The following is a 14,953-nucleotide window of genomic DNA, read 5'->3' on the forward strand; positions in this document are numbered from 1 at the left end:
GCTGGGGGCGGTGTGTGGTCTTTCCTTTCCTGCGGAGTCCAAAACTATTGACATAATGTCTGGTTTTCTTTACTTTTGAGATGTCAGCTTTGTTTTACATCTGATGGGAATGGCAGGAGCGGAAATGTCCTTCGAAGAGAAGAGCGCCTGGATCATGGGAGTGGTGGCAGTGGGCTCCTATGGCGTGTACCTGGCCATCGTCCTGGGGCTGGCCGGCACTATGCCAGTTGCCGAGCTTCCGTACGTTGCTCCACTGCTGTGGACCGTCGGGGCATCCATTGCTGCGTCGATCGCCCTGCACATTCTTCTGGGCATCTTTTCGCCCAAGGAGGCAGGGAAGAAGGACCAGCGCGACAGGGAGATCTACCGTTTCGGTGAGTACATCGGACAGTCGTTTGTGGTCATCGGCGGCGTCGCGGCGCTGCTGCTGGCGATGGCCGAGGTGGACCACTTCTGGATTGCGAACGTCATCTACCTGACGTTCGTCCTGTCCGCCATACTGGGCTCCGTGGCCAAAATCGTGGCCTACCGCCGGGGGTTCCAGCCGTGGTGAAGCCAACGCGGGTAACCAACTCCATCCGGCGCCTGCGGTTCGAACGGGGCGAGATGACGCAGGCCGAACTCGCCGAGCGTGTGGGCGTGACCCGCCAGACCGTCATCGCCATCGAGCAGGGCCGGTACTCGCCGTCTTTGGAGATGGCGTTCCAGATCGCGCATGTGCTAGGTGTCCCGTTAGAGGGCGTGTTCCAGTACCCGAACAACGAAGGAGAAGCATTATGAAAGCTATCGTGCAGGACATTTACGGGAATTCCGATGTGCTCCAGCTACGGGATATTCCGCAGCCGCTGCCCGGCGTTGGGGAAGTGCTGATCAGGGTCCGTGCCGCCGGTGTCGACCAGGGCGTGTGGCACCTCATGACCGGGCGGCCGTACTTGGTCCGGCTTTTCGGGTTCGGGCTAAAGAAGCCCAAGGTACCCGTCCGCGGACGCGAGGTGGCCGGGGTTGTGGAAGCTGTGGGGGCCGGCGTGACACGCTTCCAGCCCGGCGATGAAGTGTTCGGCACCTGCGAGGGGTCTTTTGCCGGATTCGTCTGCGCCCAGGAGAAGCGTGTGGCCGCGAAGCCCGCAAACCTCACGTTCGAGGAGGCCGCGGGGGCACCAATTTCTGGTGTTACCGCGTTGCAGGCTGTCCGTGATGCCGGGCAGGTCAGCGCCGGCCAGAAGGTGCTGGTCATCGGCGCTGGCGGCGGAGTCGGGTCCTTTGCTGTGCAGGTGGCGAAGGCATTCGGGGCGGAGGTCACAGGAGTCTGCAGCGCCGGAAAGGTGGAGCTGGTCCGGTCCCTCGGCGCTGATCACGTCATCGACTACACTCAGGACGACTTTGCGCTCGCCGGGCTGCAGTACGACGTCATTCTGGATACCGCCGGCAACCGGCCGCTCTCAGTCCTGCGGAAGGCGCTAACGCCGCGCGGGATCCTGGTGATTATCGGCGGTGAGGGCGGAGGGAACCTGACCGGCGGGTTTGAGCGTTCGATGGGTGCGCCGCTGGTGTCGCTGTTCTCCGGGCAGAAATTCAAAGGGCTTGTTTCGACGGAGAACTACCGCGATCTCGAGGCGCTGACCACGCTTATTGAAGCTGGCAGTGTGTGGCCTGCAGTGGACAAGGTCTACGCGCTCGCTGAAGCGCCAGCCGCCGTTGAATACATGCACGAGGGCCGCGCCCGCGGCAAAGTAGTAGTCAGCATCTGAGGCTCTTCAACCTCCCACACTTGGCGCGAACGGACATTTGGGCCTGGCCCGCTCCGCCGGCACTTCAAACAATGACGTCAGTGGAGTTGTCCACATAGCCATTGAGCCTCGCGGATATTGTCATACCCTCCGGGGATGATTTGAGTATGGATAGCAGAGCAGCTGTGGCGACGGCGGAGGCCCTTTCGGTGTCCTTCGCTGAGCTTGCTGCAGTGCTCCGTGAAGCTTCCGAAGGCTCCGCTCCGTGTGCTGATCCGCTTCGCCGTAGAGCTGATGTTGCCCTGAAGACCTTGACTGCCGTCGCCTGCGGGGAGGCGAAACTGGCTGCCCTGAAGGTGCATGCGGCCGCCGTGTACGCCGCCGCTGCCGAGGCTCTGGCGGGCCCGGCTGAGTCGCCGCAGGACCACAGGGGCCAGGAGATGGCGGTGGTCGCGGAGGTCGCGTGTGTGCTGACGGTCAGCGAACGCTCCGCCAGTGCTCTGCTTTCTGAGGCGCACGCGCTGACCACGGCCCTGCCGTTGACGTTCTCGGCGTTGCAGGCCGGGCAGATTTCATGGCAGCACGCGAGGATCATGGTCGACGAAACCATGAACCTAAACCCCGCGGGCGCGCAGGCGTTGGAGGCACATTTTCTGGACCCCCACGTGGTGCATCCGGCACGTGGCCCGGCCGGTGAGCTCATCCCCGGCCGGTTCCGGCACAAGGCCCGCACCTGGCGGGAACGCCACCACCCGGTCAGCATCGAAAAACGCCACCTACGTGGGGTCCAGGACCGGCGGGTGGAGTACGCCCCGGACCGCGACGGCATGGCCTGGCTCTCCGCCTACCTCCCCGCAGACCAGGCTGCCGGGATCTGGGACCGTACCACCACCGCAGCCCGGGCCCTCCAAAGCCCCCATGAAGACCGCACCCTCAGCCAACTCCGCGCAGACACCGTCGCGACCTGGCTCCTCGGCGCCAACACCACCGCCGGCGCCGGAACCGGTGATGAGGGTCGGGAAAACAGCGGCGACGCGACCGGCGAAACGAGCGGTATCGGCGACACGGGCCTGGTCGTGAGCGGCGGTGTTCCATCCCCGCGGGCGCAGGTCCTCATCACGGTCCCGGTCCTCGCGCTGCTGGGCCTCACGGATGAACCGGCCATGCTCGACGGATACGGCCCCATCCCGCCGTCCATGGCCCGGCAACTGATCGCCGACGGCGCGGAGTCCTTCCACCGCGTCCTGACCGATCCCCGGGACGGTGCACCGCTGGAGATCGGGCGGACCAGCTACCGGCTCACAAAAGCCCAACGCCAATGGCTCAGACTTCGGGACGGGAAGTGCCCGTTTCCCGGCTGCAGCAACCACTCCCTCGACAACGAAGCCGACCACATCCTCGCCTGGGCCCACGGCGGCACCACCGGTATCTCAAATCTCGGCCAGCCCTGCCACAAACACCACAGACTCCGCCACACCACAGCCTGGACACCCACCGCGGCTACCAAAAATAACCCGCCCGGCTGGATCTCACCCGCCGGACGGCACTACACCAGCGAACGGCAGGACTGGGAGCCACCCAACTGGCCACACCAGAGCCTCGAACGCCTGCGACATGAAAATTTTGGCGAAAGGCTAAGACTTCAAGATCTTGGCCCGGATCCCCATAGCCCGCCCGGCGACCCATCCCTGCCCGAGGACCACCAGCTAGACCAGCCCCTGACAGAAGACGCGTCCCCGGATAGGCCGCTTTCGCCGTCCTCAGTGAACGTCAGCGGCTAGGAACCCCGTCCACCACGGTTCAACACCATCGGCGTCCAGTGCCAAGGCCTCGATAGTTGCGTCACTGCGCAGCGGCCAACCGGTGGAGCTCAACGATGTCGGGGACTCTACGCAAGTGAGCCAGGGCTATCGCCCGTCACTGGAGGAGTTGACACAAACGGCGTTGTCTTGGTGATTGCCGTGAATCCCAACCTTCGCAGGATCGGCTCGCTGTCAGCGGACGCGTCCACCTTCAGGTACTTCACTCCACGGGCGGCTGCCACCCGAGCGCGGGCGGACACCAAGGCCTTGTAGATTCCTCGCCCCCTCCATGCAGGCAACGTTGAGCCGCCCCATAGGCCGGCGAAGTCTGTGCCCGGATAGATCTCCAGCCAGGCGGCCGACACCACTTCGCCCGAGGCCTCGGCCATGAAAACCACCAGGTTTTCCGGGTCCGAGGCCAGCCGTTGATGCAGGTCAGCGGCCAGAAGACGGGACTCAATATCAACCGGGAGGTCATGCGCCCGTGTCTTCCACTCGACGGCTTCCCCGCGGCCGGCAAAGTAGTCACGCCGCCGGGCCCGGGCGGGCCGGGAGGGCAGCCCGTCCCAGCCAACTTCGGACCAAACCCCGTCCAAGGCAAGTGTCTGGTATTCCGGACACGCTTTGTGTTTTGATGGCCGAAAGAGGACTGCCCATGGGCGCAAGGTTAAGTACGGGATCCCGGACATGGCCGGGCGCTCCACGAAAAAATGACGGAGGGCACAATGGTGTCGAGCACGGAAGCCAGGCCTGAGGTGGGCAGCGAACCAAGGGCGACGTCCAAAGTCCCCGCTGCCGAGAACACCCTTCGTATCCTCAAACTACTGGCCTCGAAGCGGGGGCCGATGGCTGCGTCGAGCATTGCGACGTCCTTGGGATTGCCGCGCTCAAGCGTTTACCACCTGCTCGGGGTAATGGAGGCGAACGGTTTTGTCCTCCACTTGCACGAGGAGCAGCGCTACGGGCTGGGGATCAGTGCCTTCGAGCTGAGCTCGGCGTTTTCGCGGCAGGAACCGCTGTCCCGCCTGGGCCGGCCGCTGCTGGCATCGCTGGTGGATGTGATCGGCGAGAGCGCGCACCTGGCGGTGCTCCATGGGCGCGACGTGCTGTACATCGTGGAGGAGCGGGCCAAGAATCGCCCGTCCCTGGTCACCGATGTCGGCGTCCGGCTCCCCAGCCACCTCACGGCCAGCGGTCGCGCCATCCTCGCGGCATTGCCCAAGTCCCAGGTCCGTGCGCTTTACCCGAATGCCGAGGCTTTCACTGCCCGGCACGAGGTGGAGGGCGCCATCATGAAGTACTCCGCGCTGTCCTCGCACCTCGACCGGGTCAGGCAGCGCGGCTACGCCACCGAACACGGCGAGGTGACGCCCGGCTTCGGCTCGATCGCCGCCGCTGTTACGGACCACGTGGGATGGCCGACGGCGGCTGTCGCCGTCACGTTCCTCGAAGACAGACTGCCGGCGGACCAATGGCCGGCGCTCGCCGCGCGGGTCCAGAAAGTAGCGGACGAGCTGTCGGTGCGCATCCACGGCCGCGCGGCCAAGTAGCGCCGCCCCCGGAACGATGCTCTATCACTTTCGGTTCCGATTCGCCCGGTTTGGCGACCGGATCTGATAGAGCAACAGGGAAACCGCAGCGGTCTGGAATCCCGGACACTACCCCTCTGAAAGCTCTGTTTGCTCCGCCAGGAAGGGGCTTTAGTAGAGACAGAACCTCTTCCCATCACCGCGAACCACTCGCCAGAACATGAAGGAGCCCTCATGGCACCCGCCGATTTCACCACCGGTGCCCGCCCGGTCAAAGCAGCCCGCGGCACCGAGCTCACCGCCAAGAGCTGGCAGACCGAAGCCCCGCTGCGCATGCTGATGAACAATCTGGACCCCGAGGTAGCCGAACGCCCCGATGACCTGGTGGTCTACGGCGGCACCGGCCGCGCCGTCCGGTCCTGGGCTGCGTTCGACGCGATCACCCGCACCCTGGAAACCATGGAAAACGACGAGACGCTCCTGGTCCAGTCCGGCAAACCGGTTGGCGTCTTCCGCACCAATGAATGGGCACCCCGTGTGCTGCTGGCCAACTCCAACCTGGTGGGCGACTGGGCCAACTGGCCCGAGTTCCGCCGGCTGGAAGCCGAGGGCCTGATGATGTACGGCCAGATGACCGCCGGGTCCTGGATCTACATTGGCACCCAGGGCATCCTGCAGGGCACCTTCGAGACCTTCGCGGCAATCGCCCGCAAGCTCACCGGTGACGAGGACGGCACCCTCGCCGGCACCTTGACCCTCACCGGCGGCTGCGGCGGCATGGGCGGCGCCCAGCCGCTCGCCGTCACCATGAACGAGGGCGCCTGCCTGATTGTCGACGTCGACGAAAGCCACCTGCGCCGCCGCGCCGGCAAACGCTACCTCGACGAGGTGGAAACGGACCTCGACGCCGCGATCGCCAAGGTGCTGAAGGCCAAGGAAGAGCGCCGCGGCTGGTCCGTGGGCTACGTCGGCAACGCCGCCGAGGTCTTCCCCGAGATCCTGCGCCGCCACAACGCCGGCGAACTCACGGTGGACATCGTCACGGACCAGACCAGTGCCCACGACCCGCTGAGCTACCTCCCTGAAGGCATCGCGGTCGAGGAGTGGCACACCGAGGCCGCCGCCGACCCGGAAGGCTTCACCAAAAAGGCCCAGGCCTCGATGGCCAGACACGTCCAGGCCATGGTCGAGTTCCAGGACGCCGGCGCCGAGGTCTTCGACTACGGCAACTCCATCCGCGACGAGGCCCGCACGGGCGGCTACAACCGCGCGTTCGAATTCCCCGGCTTCGTCCCGGCCTACATCCGCCCGCTGTTCTGCGAGGGCCTCGGCCCGTTCCGCTGGGTGGCGCTCTCCGGCGACCCGGAGGACATCGCCGTCACGGACAAAGCCATCAAGGAACTCTTCCCCGAGAACAAGCACCTGCACCGCTGGATCGACGCCGCACAGGAACGGGTGGAGTTCGAAGGGCTGCCGGCCCGGATCTGCTGGCTCGGTTACGGCGACCGCGCCAAGGCCGGCCTGCTGTTCAACCAGCTCGTCAAAGACGGCAAGGTCAAGGCGCCCATCGTGATCGGCCGCGACCACCTCGACTCCGGCTCCGTCGCCTCCCCATACCGCGAAACCGAGGCCATGGCAGATGGCTCGGACGCCATCGCGGACTGGCCGCTCCTCAATGCCCTGCTCAACACCGCCTCAGGCGCCACCTGGGTCTCGATCCACCACGGCGGCGGCGTCGGCATCGGCCGCTCCATCCACGCCGGCCAGGTCTCCGTCGCCGACGGCACCGACCTCGCCGCCCAGAAACTCGAACGCCTCCTCACCAACGACCCCGGCATGGGCGTCATCCGCCACGCCGACGCAGGCTACGACCGCGCCCTCGACGTCGCCAAAGAACGCGGCGTCCGCATCCCCATGCTCCCCACTGACCCCCTAACCTCGCAAGCCCGGCCAGGCAATCCTGTCCGCGTGGCCCCAGAAAGCAAGTAACTCCAATGACCATCACCACGAACGAAGCGCTCACCGTCACCCTCGGCTCCAGCGGAGTCACACCTGAGGACGTTGTCGCCGTCGCGCGCCACAACGCCCGGGTGACCATCGCCCAGGAAGCGCTGGACACGGTGGCTAAGGTCCGCGCGCACATCAACGAGCTGGCGCACAGCGAGACCCCCGCCTACGGGATCTCCACCGGCTTCGGTGCGCTGGCCAACCGGCATATCCCCAGCGAGCTGCGCACCCAGCTGCAGAAATCGCTGATCCGCAGCCACGCCGCGGGCATGGGCCCGGCCGTGGAACGCGAGGTGGTCCGCGGCATCATGTTCCTGCGCGCCAAGACTCTCGCGTCCGGCCGAACCGGCGTCCGTCCGGTCGTCCTGCAGACCATGGTGGACGTGCTCAACGCCGGCATCACGCCGGTGGTCCGCGAGTTCGGCTCGCTCGGCTGCTCCGGCGACCTCGCCCCGCTGTCCCACTGCGCGCTGGTGCTGATGGGCGAGGGCCAGGCGGAAGGGCCCGACGGCGTGACGTACGGCGGGCGGGGTGAGGCGCCTGTCGCTGAGCTGCTCGCCGGCCACGGCATCGAACCGGTCACCCTCGCCGAGAAGGAAGGCCTCGCGCTGGTCAACGGCACCGAGGGCATGCTGGGCATGCTCCTGATGGCCATCGCTGACATCCGCCAGCTGCTCACGACGGCGGACATCACCGCCGCGCTCAGTGTCGAGGCGCTGCTCGGTACAGACCAGGTTTTCGTACCGGAGCTGCATGCGGCGCTGCGTCCGCACCCCGGCCAGGCCGCCAGCGCGGACAACATGCTGCGAGTGCTGTCCAACTCCCCGATCGTGGCCTCGCACCGGGTGGGGGATTCCAAGGTCCAGGACGCCTACTCGCTGCGCTGCGCACCCCAGGTGGCAGGCGCCGCACGCGATACCGTGGACTACGCCGCCCTTGTGGCATCCCGTGAGCTTGCCGCGGCCATCGACAACCCAGTAGTCCTGCCGGACGGGCGCGTCAGTTCCAACGGCAACTTCCACGGCGCCCCCGTGGCGTACGTCCTGGACTTCCTGGCCATCGCCGTGGCGGACCTCAGCTCCATCGCCGAGCGCCGGACGGACCGGATGCTGGACCCTGCGCGTTCGCACGGGCTGCCGGCGTTCCTCGCCGCGGATCCGGGCGTGGATTCGGGCCTGATGATCGCCCAGTACACACAGGCAGGGCTCGTCTCGGACAACAAGCGACTGGCCGTCCCGGCGTCGGTGGATTCCATCCCCAGCTCCGCCATGCAGGAGGACCACGTGTCCATGGGCTGGCACGCGGCCCGGAAGCTGCGCAAGGCCGTGGAGAACCTCCGCCGTGTCCTGGCCATCGAACTGGTGACGAGCGCCCGCGCCATCGACATGCGGACGCAGCTGTCCGACGGCGAGCTCACTCCGGGCCCGGCAGGCACTGCCGTGATCGGGGTGCTGAGGTCCGTCGTCGAAGGCCCCGGAACCGACCGGTTCCTGTCGCCGGAGCTGGAGGCGGCTGACCGTCTGGTTGCCTCCGGAAAGGTCCGGGCAGCCGCCGAATCCGCCGTCGGAATTCTTTCCTGAGCGGGAACATTCTTCGGTCCTGCTACTAAATTCAACCAATGTCGAAATATGGTGCGACACGTACATTTCGGCGCCGGGAGTGTAGTAGAAATGAAGGTGTAGTGAAAGTCACATCAAAGAGGCTGTGGCGCAGAACGTATACAAAGGGGTAGTAGTTCAAATGAAAGCACGCGGGGCTGTCCTGTCGAGGCGCAATATCCATTCGGCCACCATCTCGGAGTGGGGAACGCTCAAAGCTGGCGACCGGGTGGAAATCATTAAACACGCGCACGTCATTGCGGCGGGCGAAGTGGAAGAAGTATCGCAGAGCGGGAACGTGCTGTGGCTCGTGCCGGCCACCCCGTCAGAGAAGGAACTTTTCCTTAAGTCTGACGGTGTAGAAGTCCGCAGGAGCTAGGAACGCAACTTCAAAACGCAAAAAGAGTCCCTGCCTTCCGTTGCCGGAGGGCAGGGACTCTTGCGTAGATCGCGTTGGATCGCGGGCTGGATCCCAGCAGGGATCGTAGCCCGGATTCGGGGCCGAATCAGCTCAGGCCGCAATGCTTTCGTACGTTTCACCGAAGGGGACCGACTCGTTCAGGGCCACGGTGAAGCGTCCCGGGCGCAACCGCGTCACAAGGATGCCACAGGCCGCGTCTTTTGCCGGCGCGATCAAGGTGGCAACAGCCTTGTCCAGGCCTTCGTGCATCTCGTGCGCTGTGGAAAACTGCAGGTCGATGGACAGGGAAGCCGGGGCTTCGACGGCCGCAACTGCGGCCAGGGGGCGTTCCAAAAATGCTGTAGTCATGTGCCGAACTTTCTGTGTCTCGTGCCAAAGGGCTCGATCCATTGTACCGGTTGCAGGACTTAGGATGTCATATGACTGATAGCTCGCGCCCAGGCGCCAAAAATCCGAAGCTTGTTCGCCGAACCCCGCCTTCAAGGCGCGGTCCTGCGAACAAACTTCGGATAGGCGGTGACGCCCGGATCAGCCCGCCGTGCCCGCTTTGACGGCCAGAACAGGGCAATCAGCCTCGAGCAGGATCCGCTGCGATGTGCTTCCCATGATCAGTTTGCCCACCGGGATTCGGCGGCGCAGCCCGATTACGATGAGCTCGGCGTTGTGCTCCTCCGCGGCATCAAGAACCTCTGCTGCCGCGTCATGGCCCCGGACCGGCTGTTTGATCACGTGGTCGATCCCGTCGGCGGCAAGACGCGCCTTGATGCCCTGGATTTCAGGTTCCTGCGCGTACCGGTTGTCCACCAGGGCATCGCCCTTGGAGGAGTTGATCACCATCAGTTTACTGTTGCTCTTCCGGGCCTCGGCGATGGCCTGGGTCAGCGCCGCTTCGCCCTCGGGTGAAGGGACGTATCCCACCACAATCGTCATGGTTGCTCCTCTGCTTCTGTCGTTTAATATTTTGTTGCGGGGCGGATGTCCAGGTCTGGCTAGCCGTTGCCGTCCCCGTCGCCACCAGCGGTGGCGTCGGCCCGGCAGCTGCCATGACTGCCGCCGTCTCCGAGATCCGTCGGCTCGGCGGAACCGGACTTTGCGGGCATCGCCGCGAGTCCCGCTGCCGGACGGTTCCGACGCCACAGCTTGAGCAGCAGCGGAAAGGCGAGAATAATCGCCAGAATGACATAGATGCCGACGGCGATCGGCTCGCTCAAGAGACCGGCGGGGTCACCCGCGCTGAGCTGCAGGCTCTTGCGAAGCTGTCCTTCGATCCTCGGCCCCAGGATGACGCCCAGGATAAGCGGCAGCACGGGAAGTCCGAAACGCCGCATCATGAATCCCAACACGCCGAGCACCAGCAGGAGTATCAGATCGAATGCCTGCAGGTTGACCGAATAGGCGCCCAGCGTGGCGAAGAACAGGATCCCGGCGTACAGGTACGGCCGCGGGAGCTGCAGGATTTTTGCCCACATCGGTGCCAAGGGCAAGCTGATGAGCAGGAGCAGGAAGTTGCCGATGAAGAGGCTCGCGATCAGCGCCCAAACCAGCGGTCCCTCGTTGGCGAACAGGAGGGGTCCCGGCTGAATGCCGAACTGGACAAACGCTGCGAGCATCACGGCGGCAGTGGCATTGGTGGGCAGGCCCAGGGCCAGGAGGGGCGTCATGGTGCCGGCGGCGGCCGCGTTGTTGGCTGCTTCCGGTCCGGCAACTCCTTCGATGGCTCCCTTGCCGAACTCCTCGGGATGCTTGCTTAGGCGCTTCTCCGTCACGTAGGAGAGGAACGTGGGGATCTCGGCTCCACCGGCAGGAAGTGCGCCGAAAGGGAAACCGAACGCCGTTCCGCGGAGCCAGGGCTTCCATGACCGTTTCCAGTCCTGTTTTCCCATCCAGGGTCGGCCTACCGGTATGACGTGCAAAGGAGTGCGGCGCATATGAGCGGCAACCCACAATGCTTCGCCCACCGCAAAGATGGCGACTGCCACCACCACGATGTCCAGGCCATCGGCGAGCAGGGGCTGGCCGAAGGTGAGACGGCGCTGGCCGGTGACGGAATCCATGCCTACCAGGCCTATGGCCAGCCCAAGGCCGAGCGAGGCAAAGCCCCGGAGCCGCGAAGATCCAAGGACGGCGGTCACTGCCAGGAGTGCAAGCACCATAATGGCGAAGTAGCTCGGCGAGCCCAGGCTGACTGCGAACTCAACCACGATCGGTGCGAAGACAGCCAGTAGTGCGGTGCCGATGGTGCCGGCCACGAAGGAACCGATGGCTGCCGTCGCCAGAGCCTGGGCGGCCCTGCCGGCTTTAGCCATCTTGTTGCCTTCAATGGCGGTGACAACAGAAGACGATTCCCCTGGGGTGTTTAGGAGGATGGAAGTGGTGGAGCCGCCGTACATTCCGCCGTAGTAGATGCCAGCGAACATAATGAAGGCGCTGGTGGGTTCCAGGACGTAGGTGACCGGGAGCAGCAGGGCAATGGTCATGGCCGGGCCAAGGCCCGGAAGCACGCCGACGGCGGAACCCAGGATCACGCCAATAACGGCGTAGAGGAGATTCATCGGGGTCAGTGCGGTGGCAAAGCCGTCCATGAGGGACGAGAAGACATCCATTAAAGAATTCCTTCCAGGAGACCGGCGGGCAGCGGGATGCCGAGGCCTAGGTAGAAGCCGTAAAAAGTCAGTACGGACACAGCCAGGGCAATGAGGCCATCGCGGGCGTAATGCCGGCTCCCCAGTGCCCACGCGCCGCCCCAGAACAGGACGGTTCCCGAGATCACCCATCCGGCCCAGTCGATCAGCAGGATGTTGGCCACGAAGGCTCCCACCAGTGGCAGGACCGTCTTCCAGTCGGCGGGGTGCGAGAGATCCACGTCCTCACCGCCTTCGGCTTCTCCCTGTCCGCCCCGCAGCACGTTGACTGCCAGCAGGACGGCGCAGTCGCCGGGCTTCCGGAGGCGTCCACCACGCCGGTCCACGAACGGCCTTCCAGCACGCGGCTGGCGACCTGCAGGAACGGCTGGAGCAGTACCGCAGCGCCTACCAGGGCCTTGACTCGGCCAAGGATGTGGCGGAGCAGTCGGATGTGAACCGGGTGTTCGGGCTGGACCGGACCCAGCGGCCGTTGCCGAAGGGTTGCAGCATCGAAACACTGAAGCTCGTGGAAACTGCCCTGAATGAGGCCGACGGAACCCTGTCCGCCGCCGAAGTGGCCGCCGAGCTGGGCACGTCCCGGGTCAGTGCGCGCCGCTATTTGGAGTACCTCCATGACGAAGGCGCCCTGGAGGTCCGGCTCAAGTACGGCGTGGGCAGGCCCGAGCGGCGATACATGCTCAAGGCTTAGCCGCACCGGCCGCCAGCATTCGGGCCGGGGGACTTAGCGCAGCAGCGTGTTTACCAGCCGCGCGGCAACCTTGGCGGTCCGCCCGTCGACGTCGAACCCGGGGTTCAGCTCGGCCACGTCCACGTGCAGGAGCTTCCCGCTTTCCGCAGCCTGCCTGCACACTGCGCTGATCACCGGCAGGGGCACTCCGTACGCCGCGGGCGCGCTTACGCCGGGAGCTACCGACGCCGGCAGCACGTCCAGGTCAATGGTCAGGTAGAGCAGGTCCACGCCGTCCAGGAACTGAGCAACGAAAGACTCTACCCGCCCGGCGGCGCAGTCCTCATCCAGCACATACTTCACGCCCAGCCGCTCGGCGGTGGCGAACAGCGCCGGTGTGTTGTTCGGCTCGGAAATCCCGACGACGGCGTACCTGAATTCGCGTCCCGCGGCAGCTTCCGCCTGCGCCATTTGAAGAAACGGTGTGCCGGAGCTTGGCAGCTGTTCATCGCGGAGGTCAAAGTGGGCGTCCAGGTTCAGGACGCCCAGCCGCTGCCCGCCACTCACCGCTTCGGAGCCTGCAACTCCCAGATAGCTCGCGTAGGCGGTCTCGTGCCCGCCGCCCAGCAAAAAGGTGAGCATGCCTGCGTCAATCATGGCCGCAACGGCGTTCCCGGCGCGGGCCTGCCCGGCCTCCAGGGCGCCGTCCGAAACCACAACGTCTCCGGCATCGGACACAGAGCGGCCCAGATGGAAAGCCAGCGGGCCAAGCGCGGCGCGGATCGCTGCCGGGGCAAGAGCTGCACCCGTCCGGCCTTTGTTGCGGCGCACTCCTTCGTCGCTGGCGAATCCGAGGATGACGGCAGGGCGCTGCGGGGCGCCGGTAGGGGAGCCGGCGTGCGCGACTGGGGCAGGGGAAGAGGAGGATGCGCTGAGCGATGCGTAGGGCGAAACAGCCTGCCACCAGCGCCGGTGCCCGCCGCCGTCGCCGTCGAACCGCCCAGTCCAGGGCTGAGGGGGGACATCGGCGGTCAATGCGGAGGGGGCCATGTTCCAAGCTCACCGCATGCGGACCGCCAAAGCCAGCGGGGCCGCCGTCGTCGTGTCTGTAATTCCGGAACCACAGGCCCGGGGTGAAAGATTGGCCGCAGGTGTGGTCCCGGCAGCCGCACGCTAAGGTGGAGCAATCCCTCCGCGGGGTGGGCCCGTCCGCAGGGCAGGCGCCTCAGGGCAAGTCGCAGGTCGGAGCACCATGTTCGAATCCACCAGCATCCTCTTCGCCGTGGCGGGCGTTGCGGTTTTTGTCGCCGCGATTCTCCCCAAGGTCCTGCGCCACGTACCGTTCTCCATGCCAATGGTGTTCCTGGGCGCCGGGATCGCAGCTTTCTCGCTGATCCCCAGCCTGCCGGATCCCAATCCGATAGTGCACAGCGACATTGCCGTCCACCTCTCGGAGGTCTGCGTCATTATTTCCCTGATGGGCGCGGGTCTGGCCCTGGACAGGCCCCTGGGGCGCCGGAGCTGGGCCACAACCTGGCGGCTCCTGGGAATAGCCATGCCGCTGTGCATCATAGCCCTGACACTGATGGGTTTGTGGTTCCTGGGGCTGGGGCTGGGGGCGGCCTTGCTGGTTGCCGCCAGCCTCGCCCCTACGGACCCGGTGCTGGCCGCTGAGGTCCAGGTGGGCGAACCGGCCGATGATGACGACGAAACGGACAAAGAGGACGAGGTCCGCTTCGGCCTGACGTCGGAAGCCGGCCTGAACGACGGACTCGCCTTCCCGTTTGTGTACCTGGCCATCGCCATTAGTGTGGTGGGCGCGTCGCCGTCGGAGTGGTTCCCCCAGTGGTTCGGTGTAGACGTGGTCTGGCGCCTGGCAATTGGGGTCCTCGGCGGCTTCGCCACGGGCAAGCTGCTGGCCAGGCTGTTTTTCTCCGCGAGGAAGGAAAGCCTGCGGCTCGCCAACCACTCCGAAGGGTTTGTGGCCTTGGCGGCAACTTTCCTGGCGTACGGCCTCACCGAGATGATCGAAGGCTACGGTTTCATCGCGGTGTTTGTCTGCGCGGTCACCATCCGGTCCGCCGAGCATACCCACGGCTACCACCGTGTGCTGCACTCCTACGTGGAACAGCTGGAACGGCTGGTGACCGTGGTGATCCTCGTCCTGCTGGGCGGCGCGATCGGCCGCGGACTCCTGGCCGAGGTCGGCTGGGCGGAACTCCTGGTTGCGTTGGCGTTCCTGCTCCTGGTGCGGCCCGCGGCCGGCTGGATCGGACTGCTTGGCGGAAAGACGGGCCCCTACGAACGCGTTGCCCTTTCTTTCTTCGGGATCCGCGGCATCGGTTCCTTGTACTACCTGGCGTATGCGCTGGGAAAGGGCCGGTTTTCCGAGCAGGCTGAGTGGCTGTGGTCCTTCGTGGGCCTGGTAGTGGCCCTTTCCATCGTGATCCATGGGGCCACTACTTCGCCGTTGATGAACCGGCTCGACCGCATGCGGGAGCGGAAGGCCCTGGCAGAATCCGGCGATGAGGGCAAGGCCCCCACCACTGCCGTGTAA

The 14,953-nt window shown here is 65.5% G+C and carries 14 protein-coding genes and 2 pseudogenes; 10 read left to right on the forward strand and 6 right to left on the reverse strand.

Translation table 11 applies throughout. The annotated features are described in order from the left end of the window. Positions 1 to 124 precede the first annotated feature (124 nt). From FYJ92_RS01900 to FYJ92_RS01915, 4 genes are all read left to right on the forward strand, one after another. Positions 125 to 553: a hypothetical protein gene (locus tag FYJ92_RS01900; RefSeq protein ID WP_185262369.1), complete on the forward strand. Its 429-nt coding sequence runs from the start codon at positions 125 to 127 to the stop codon at positions 551 to 553. Next, complete coding sequence (locus FYJ92_RS01905) at positions 547 to 780, forward strand: helix-turn-helix transcriptional regulator (RefSeq protein WP_185262370.1); 234 nt, start codon at positions 547 to 549, stop codon at positions 778 to 780. Before FYJ92_RS01900 ends, FYJ92_RS01905 begins: the two co-directional genes overlap by 7 nt. After that, positions 777 to 1,748 (forward strand): NAD(P)-dependent alcohol dehydrogenase, encoded by a 972-nt coding sequence (locus tag FYJ92_RS01910; RefSeq protein WP_185262371.1) that lies wholly within the window; start codon positions 777 to 779, stop codon positions 1,746 to 1,748. The genes FYJ92_RS01905 and FYJ92_RS01910 overlap by 4 nt, the downstream gene beginning before the upstream one ends. Positions 1,749 to 1,894: 146 nt before the next feature. Next, a complete protein-coding gene (locus FYJ92_RS01915) occupies positions 1,895 to 3,508 on the forward strand; it encodes an HNH endonuclease signature motif containing protein (RefSeq protein ID WP_185262372.1) in 1,614 nt (537 codons plus the stop codon). Between the two features lie 107 nt (positions 3,509 to 3,615). On the opposite strand, the gene FYJ92_RS01920 is transcribed toward FYJ92_RS01915, so the two are convergent. Further along, positions 3,616 to 4,125 carry a GNAT family N-acetyltransferase gene (locus FYJ92_RS01920; RefSeq protein ID WP_219729679.1) on the reverse strand — a complete coding sequence of 170 codons (510 nt, stop codon included), beginning with the start codon at positions 4,123 to 4,125 and terminating at the stop codon, positions 3,616 to 3,618. A gap of 129 nt (positions 4,126 to 4,254) precedes the next feature. Here FYJ92_RS01920 and FYJ92_RS01925 point away from each other — a divergent pair, with 129 nt between their 5' ends. The 4 genes from FYJ92_RS01925 (at position 4,255) to FYJ92_RS01940 (ending at position 9,042) form a co-directional block, all read left to right on the forward strand. Further along, a complete protein-coding gene (locus FYJ92_RS01925; protein ID WP_185262374.1) occupies positions 4,255 to 5,079 on the forward strand; it encodes an IclR family transcriptional regulator in 825 nt (274 codons plus the stop codon). A 213-nt stretch (positions 5,080 to 5,292) separates the two neighbouring features. After that, a complete protein-coding gene (gene hutU / locus FYJ92_RS01930; RefSeq protein ID WP_255482253.1) occupies positions 5,293 to 7,047 on the forward strand; it encodes a urocanate hydratase in 1,755 nt (584 codons plus the stop codon). Positions 7,048 to 7,052: 5 nt separating this feature from the next. Beyond that, entirely contained in the window at positions 7,053 to 8,645 is a 1,593-nt protein-coding gene (gene hutH, locus FYJ92_RS01935; RefSeq protein WP_185262375.1) for a histidine ammonia-lyase, read from the forward strand. Positions 8,646 to 8,805: 160 nt separating this feature from the next. Beyond that, the gene (locus tag FYJ92_RS01940) at positions 8,806 to 9,042 is read left to right on the forward strand and encodes a hypothetical protein (RefSeq protein WP_185262376.1); all 237 of its coding nucleotides are present in this window, start codon (positions 8,806 to 8,808) and stop codon (positions 9,040 to 9,042) included. Between the two features lie 132 nt (positions 9,043 to 9,174). Here the strand turns inward: FYJ92_RS01940 and FYJ92_RS01945 are convergent, their stop codons facing one another. The 4 genes and pseudogenes from FYJ92_RS01945 to FYJ92_RS18885 all read right to left on the reverse strand — a co-directional run. Then, positions 9,175 to 9,432 (reverse strand): hypothetical protein, encoded by a 258-nt coding sequence (locus FYJ92_RS01945; protein WP_185262377.1) that lies wholly within the window; start codon positions 9,430 to 9,432, stop codon positions 9,175 to 9,177. Positions 9,433 to 9,612: 180 nt separating this feature from the next. After that, positions 9,613 to 10,014 (reverse strand): universal stress protein, encoded by a 402-nt coding sequence (locus tag FYJ92_RS01950; protein ID WP_185262378.1) that lies wholly within the window; start codon positions 10,012 to 10,014, stop codon positions 9,613 to 9,615. A 59-nt stretch (positions 10,015 to 10,073) separates the two neighbouring features. Then, complete coding sequence (locus tag FYJ92_RS01955; protein ID WP_185262379.1) at positions 10,074 to 11,687, reverse strand: tripartite tricarboxylate transporter permease; 1,614 nt, start codon at positions 11,685 to 11,687, stop codon at positions 10,074 to 10,076. Then, positions 11,687 to 12,013: pseudogene (locus FYJ92_RS18885) on the reverse strand (tripartite tricarboxylate transporter TctB family protein); the annotation flags it as partial. The pseudogene FYJ92_RS18885 and the gene FYJ92_RS01955, both read right to left, overlap by 1 nt. A 65-nt stretch (positions 12,014 to 12,078) precedes the next feature. Between FYJ92_RS18885 and FYJ92_RS01960 the strand changes: the two are divergent. Continuing rightward, positions 12,079 to 12,417, forward strand: a pseudogene (locus FYJ92_RS01960) (helix-turn-helix domain-containing protein); the annotation flags it as partial. Positions 12,418 to 12,450: 33 nt separating this feature from the next. On the opposite strand, the gene hutG reads toward FYJ92_RS01960, so the two are convergent. Beyond that, the gene (gene hutG, locus FYJ92_RS01965; RefSeq protein ID WP_185262380.1) at positions 12,451 to 13,446 is read right to left on the reverse strand and encodes a formimidoylglutamase; all 996 of its coding nucleotides are present in this window, start codon (positions 13,444 to 13,446) and stop codon (positions 12,451 to 12,453) included. A 202-nt stretch (positions 13,447 to 13,648) separates the two neighbouring features. Between hutG and FYJ92_RS01970 the strand changes: the two genes are divergently transcribed. Then, positions 13,649 to 14,953 carry a sodium:proton antiporter gene (locus tag FYJ92_RS01970; protein ID WP_185262381.1) on the forward strand — a complete coding sequence of 435 codons (1,305 nt, stop codon included), beginning with the start codon at positions 13,649 to 13,651 and terminating at the stop codon, positions 14,951 to 14,953.

This window comes from Pseudarthrobacter sp. NBSH8 (genome assembly GCF_014217545.1).
In the GTDB taxonomy this organism is placed as follows: domain Bacteria; phylum Actinomycetota; class Actinomycetes; order Actinomycetales; family Micrococcaceae; genus Arthrobacter.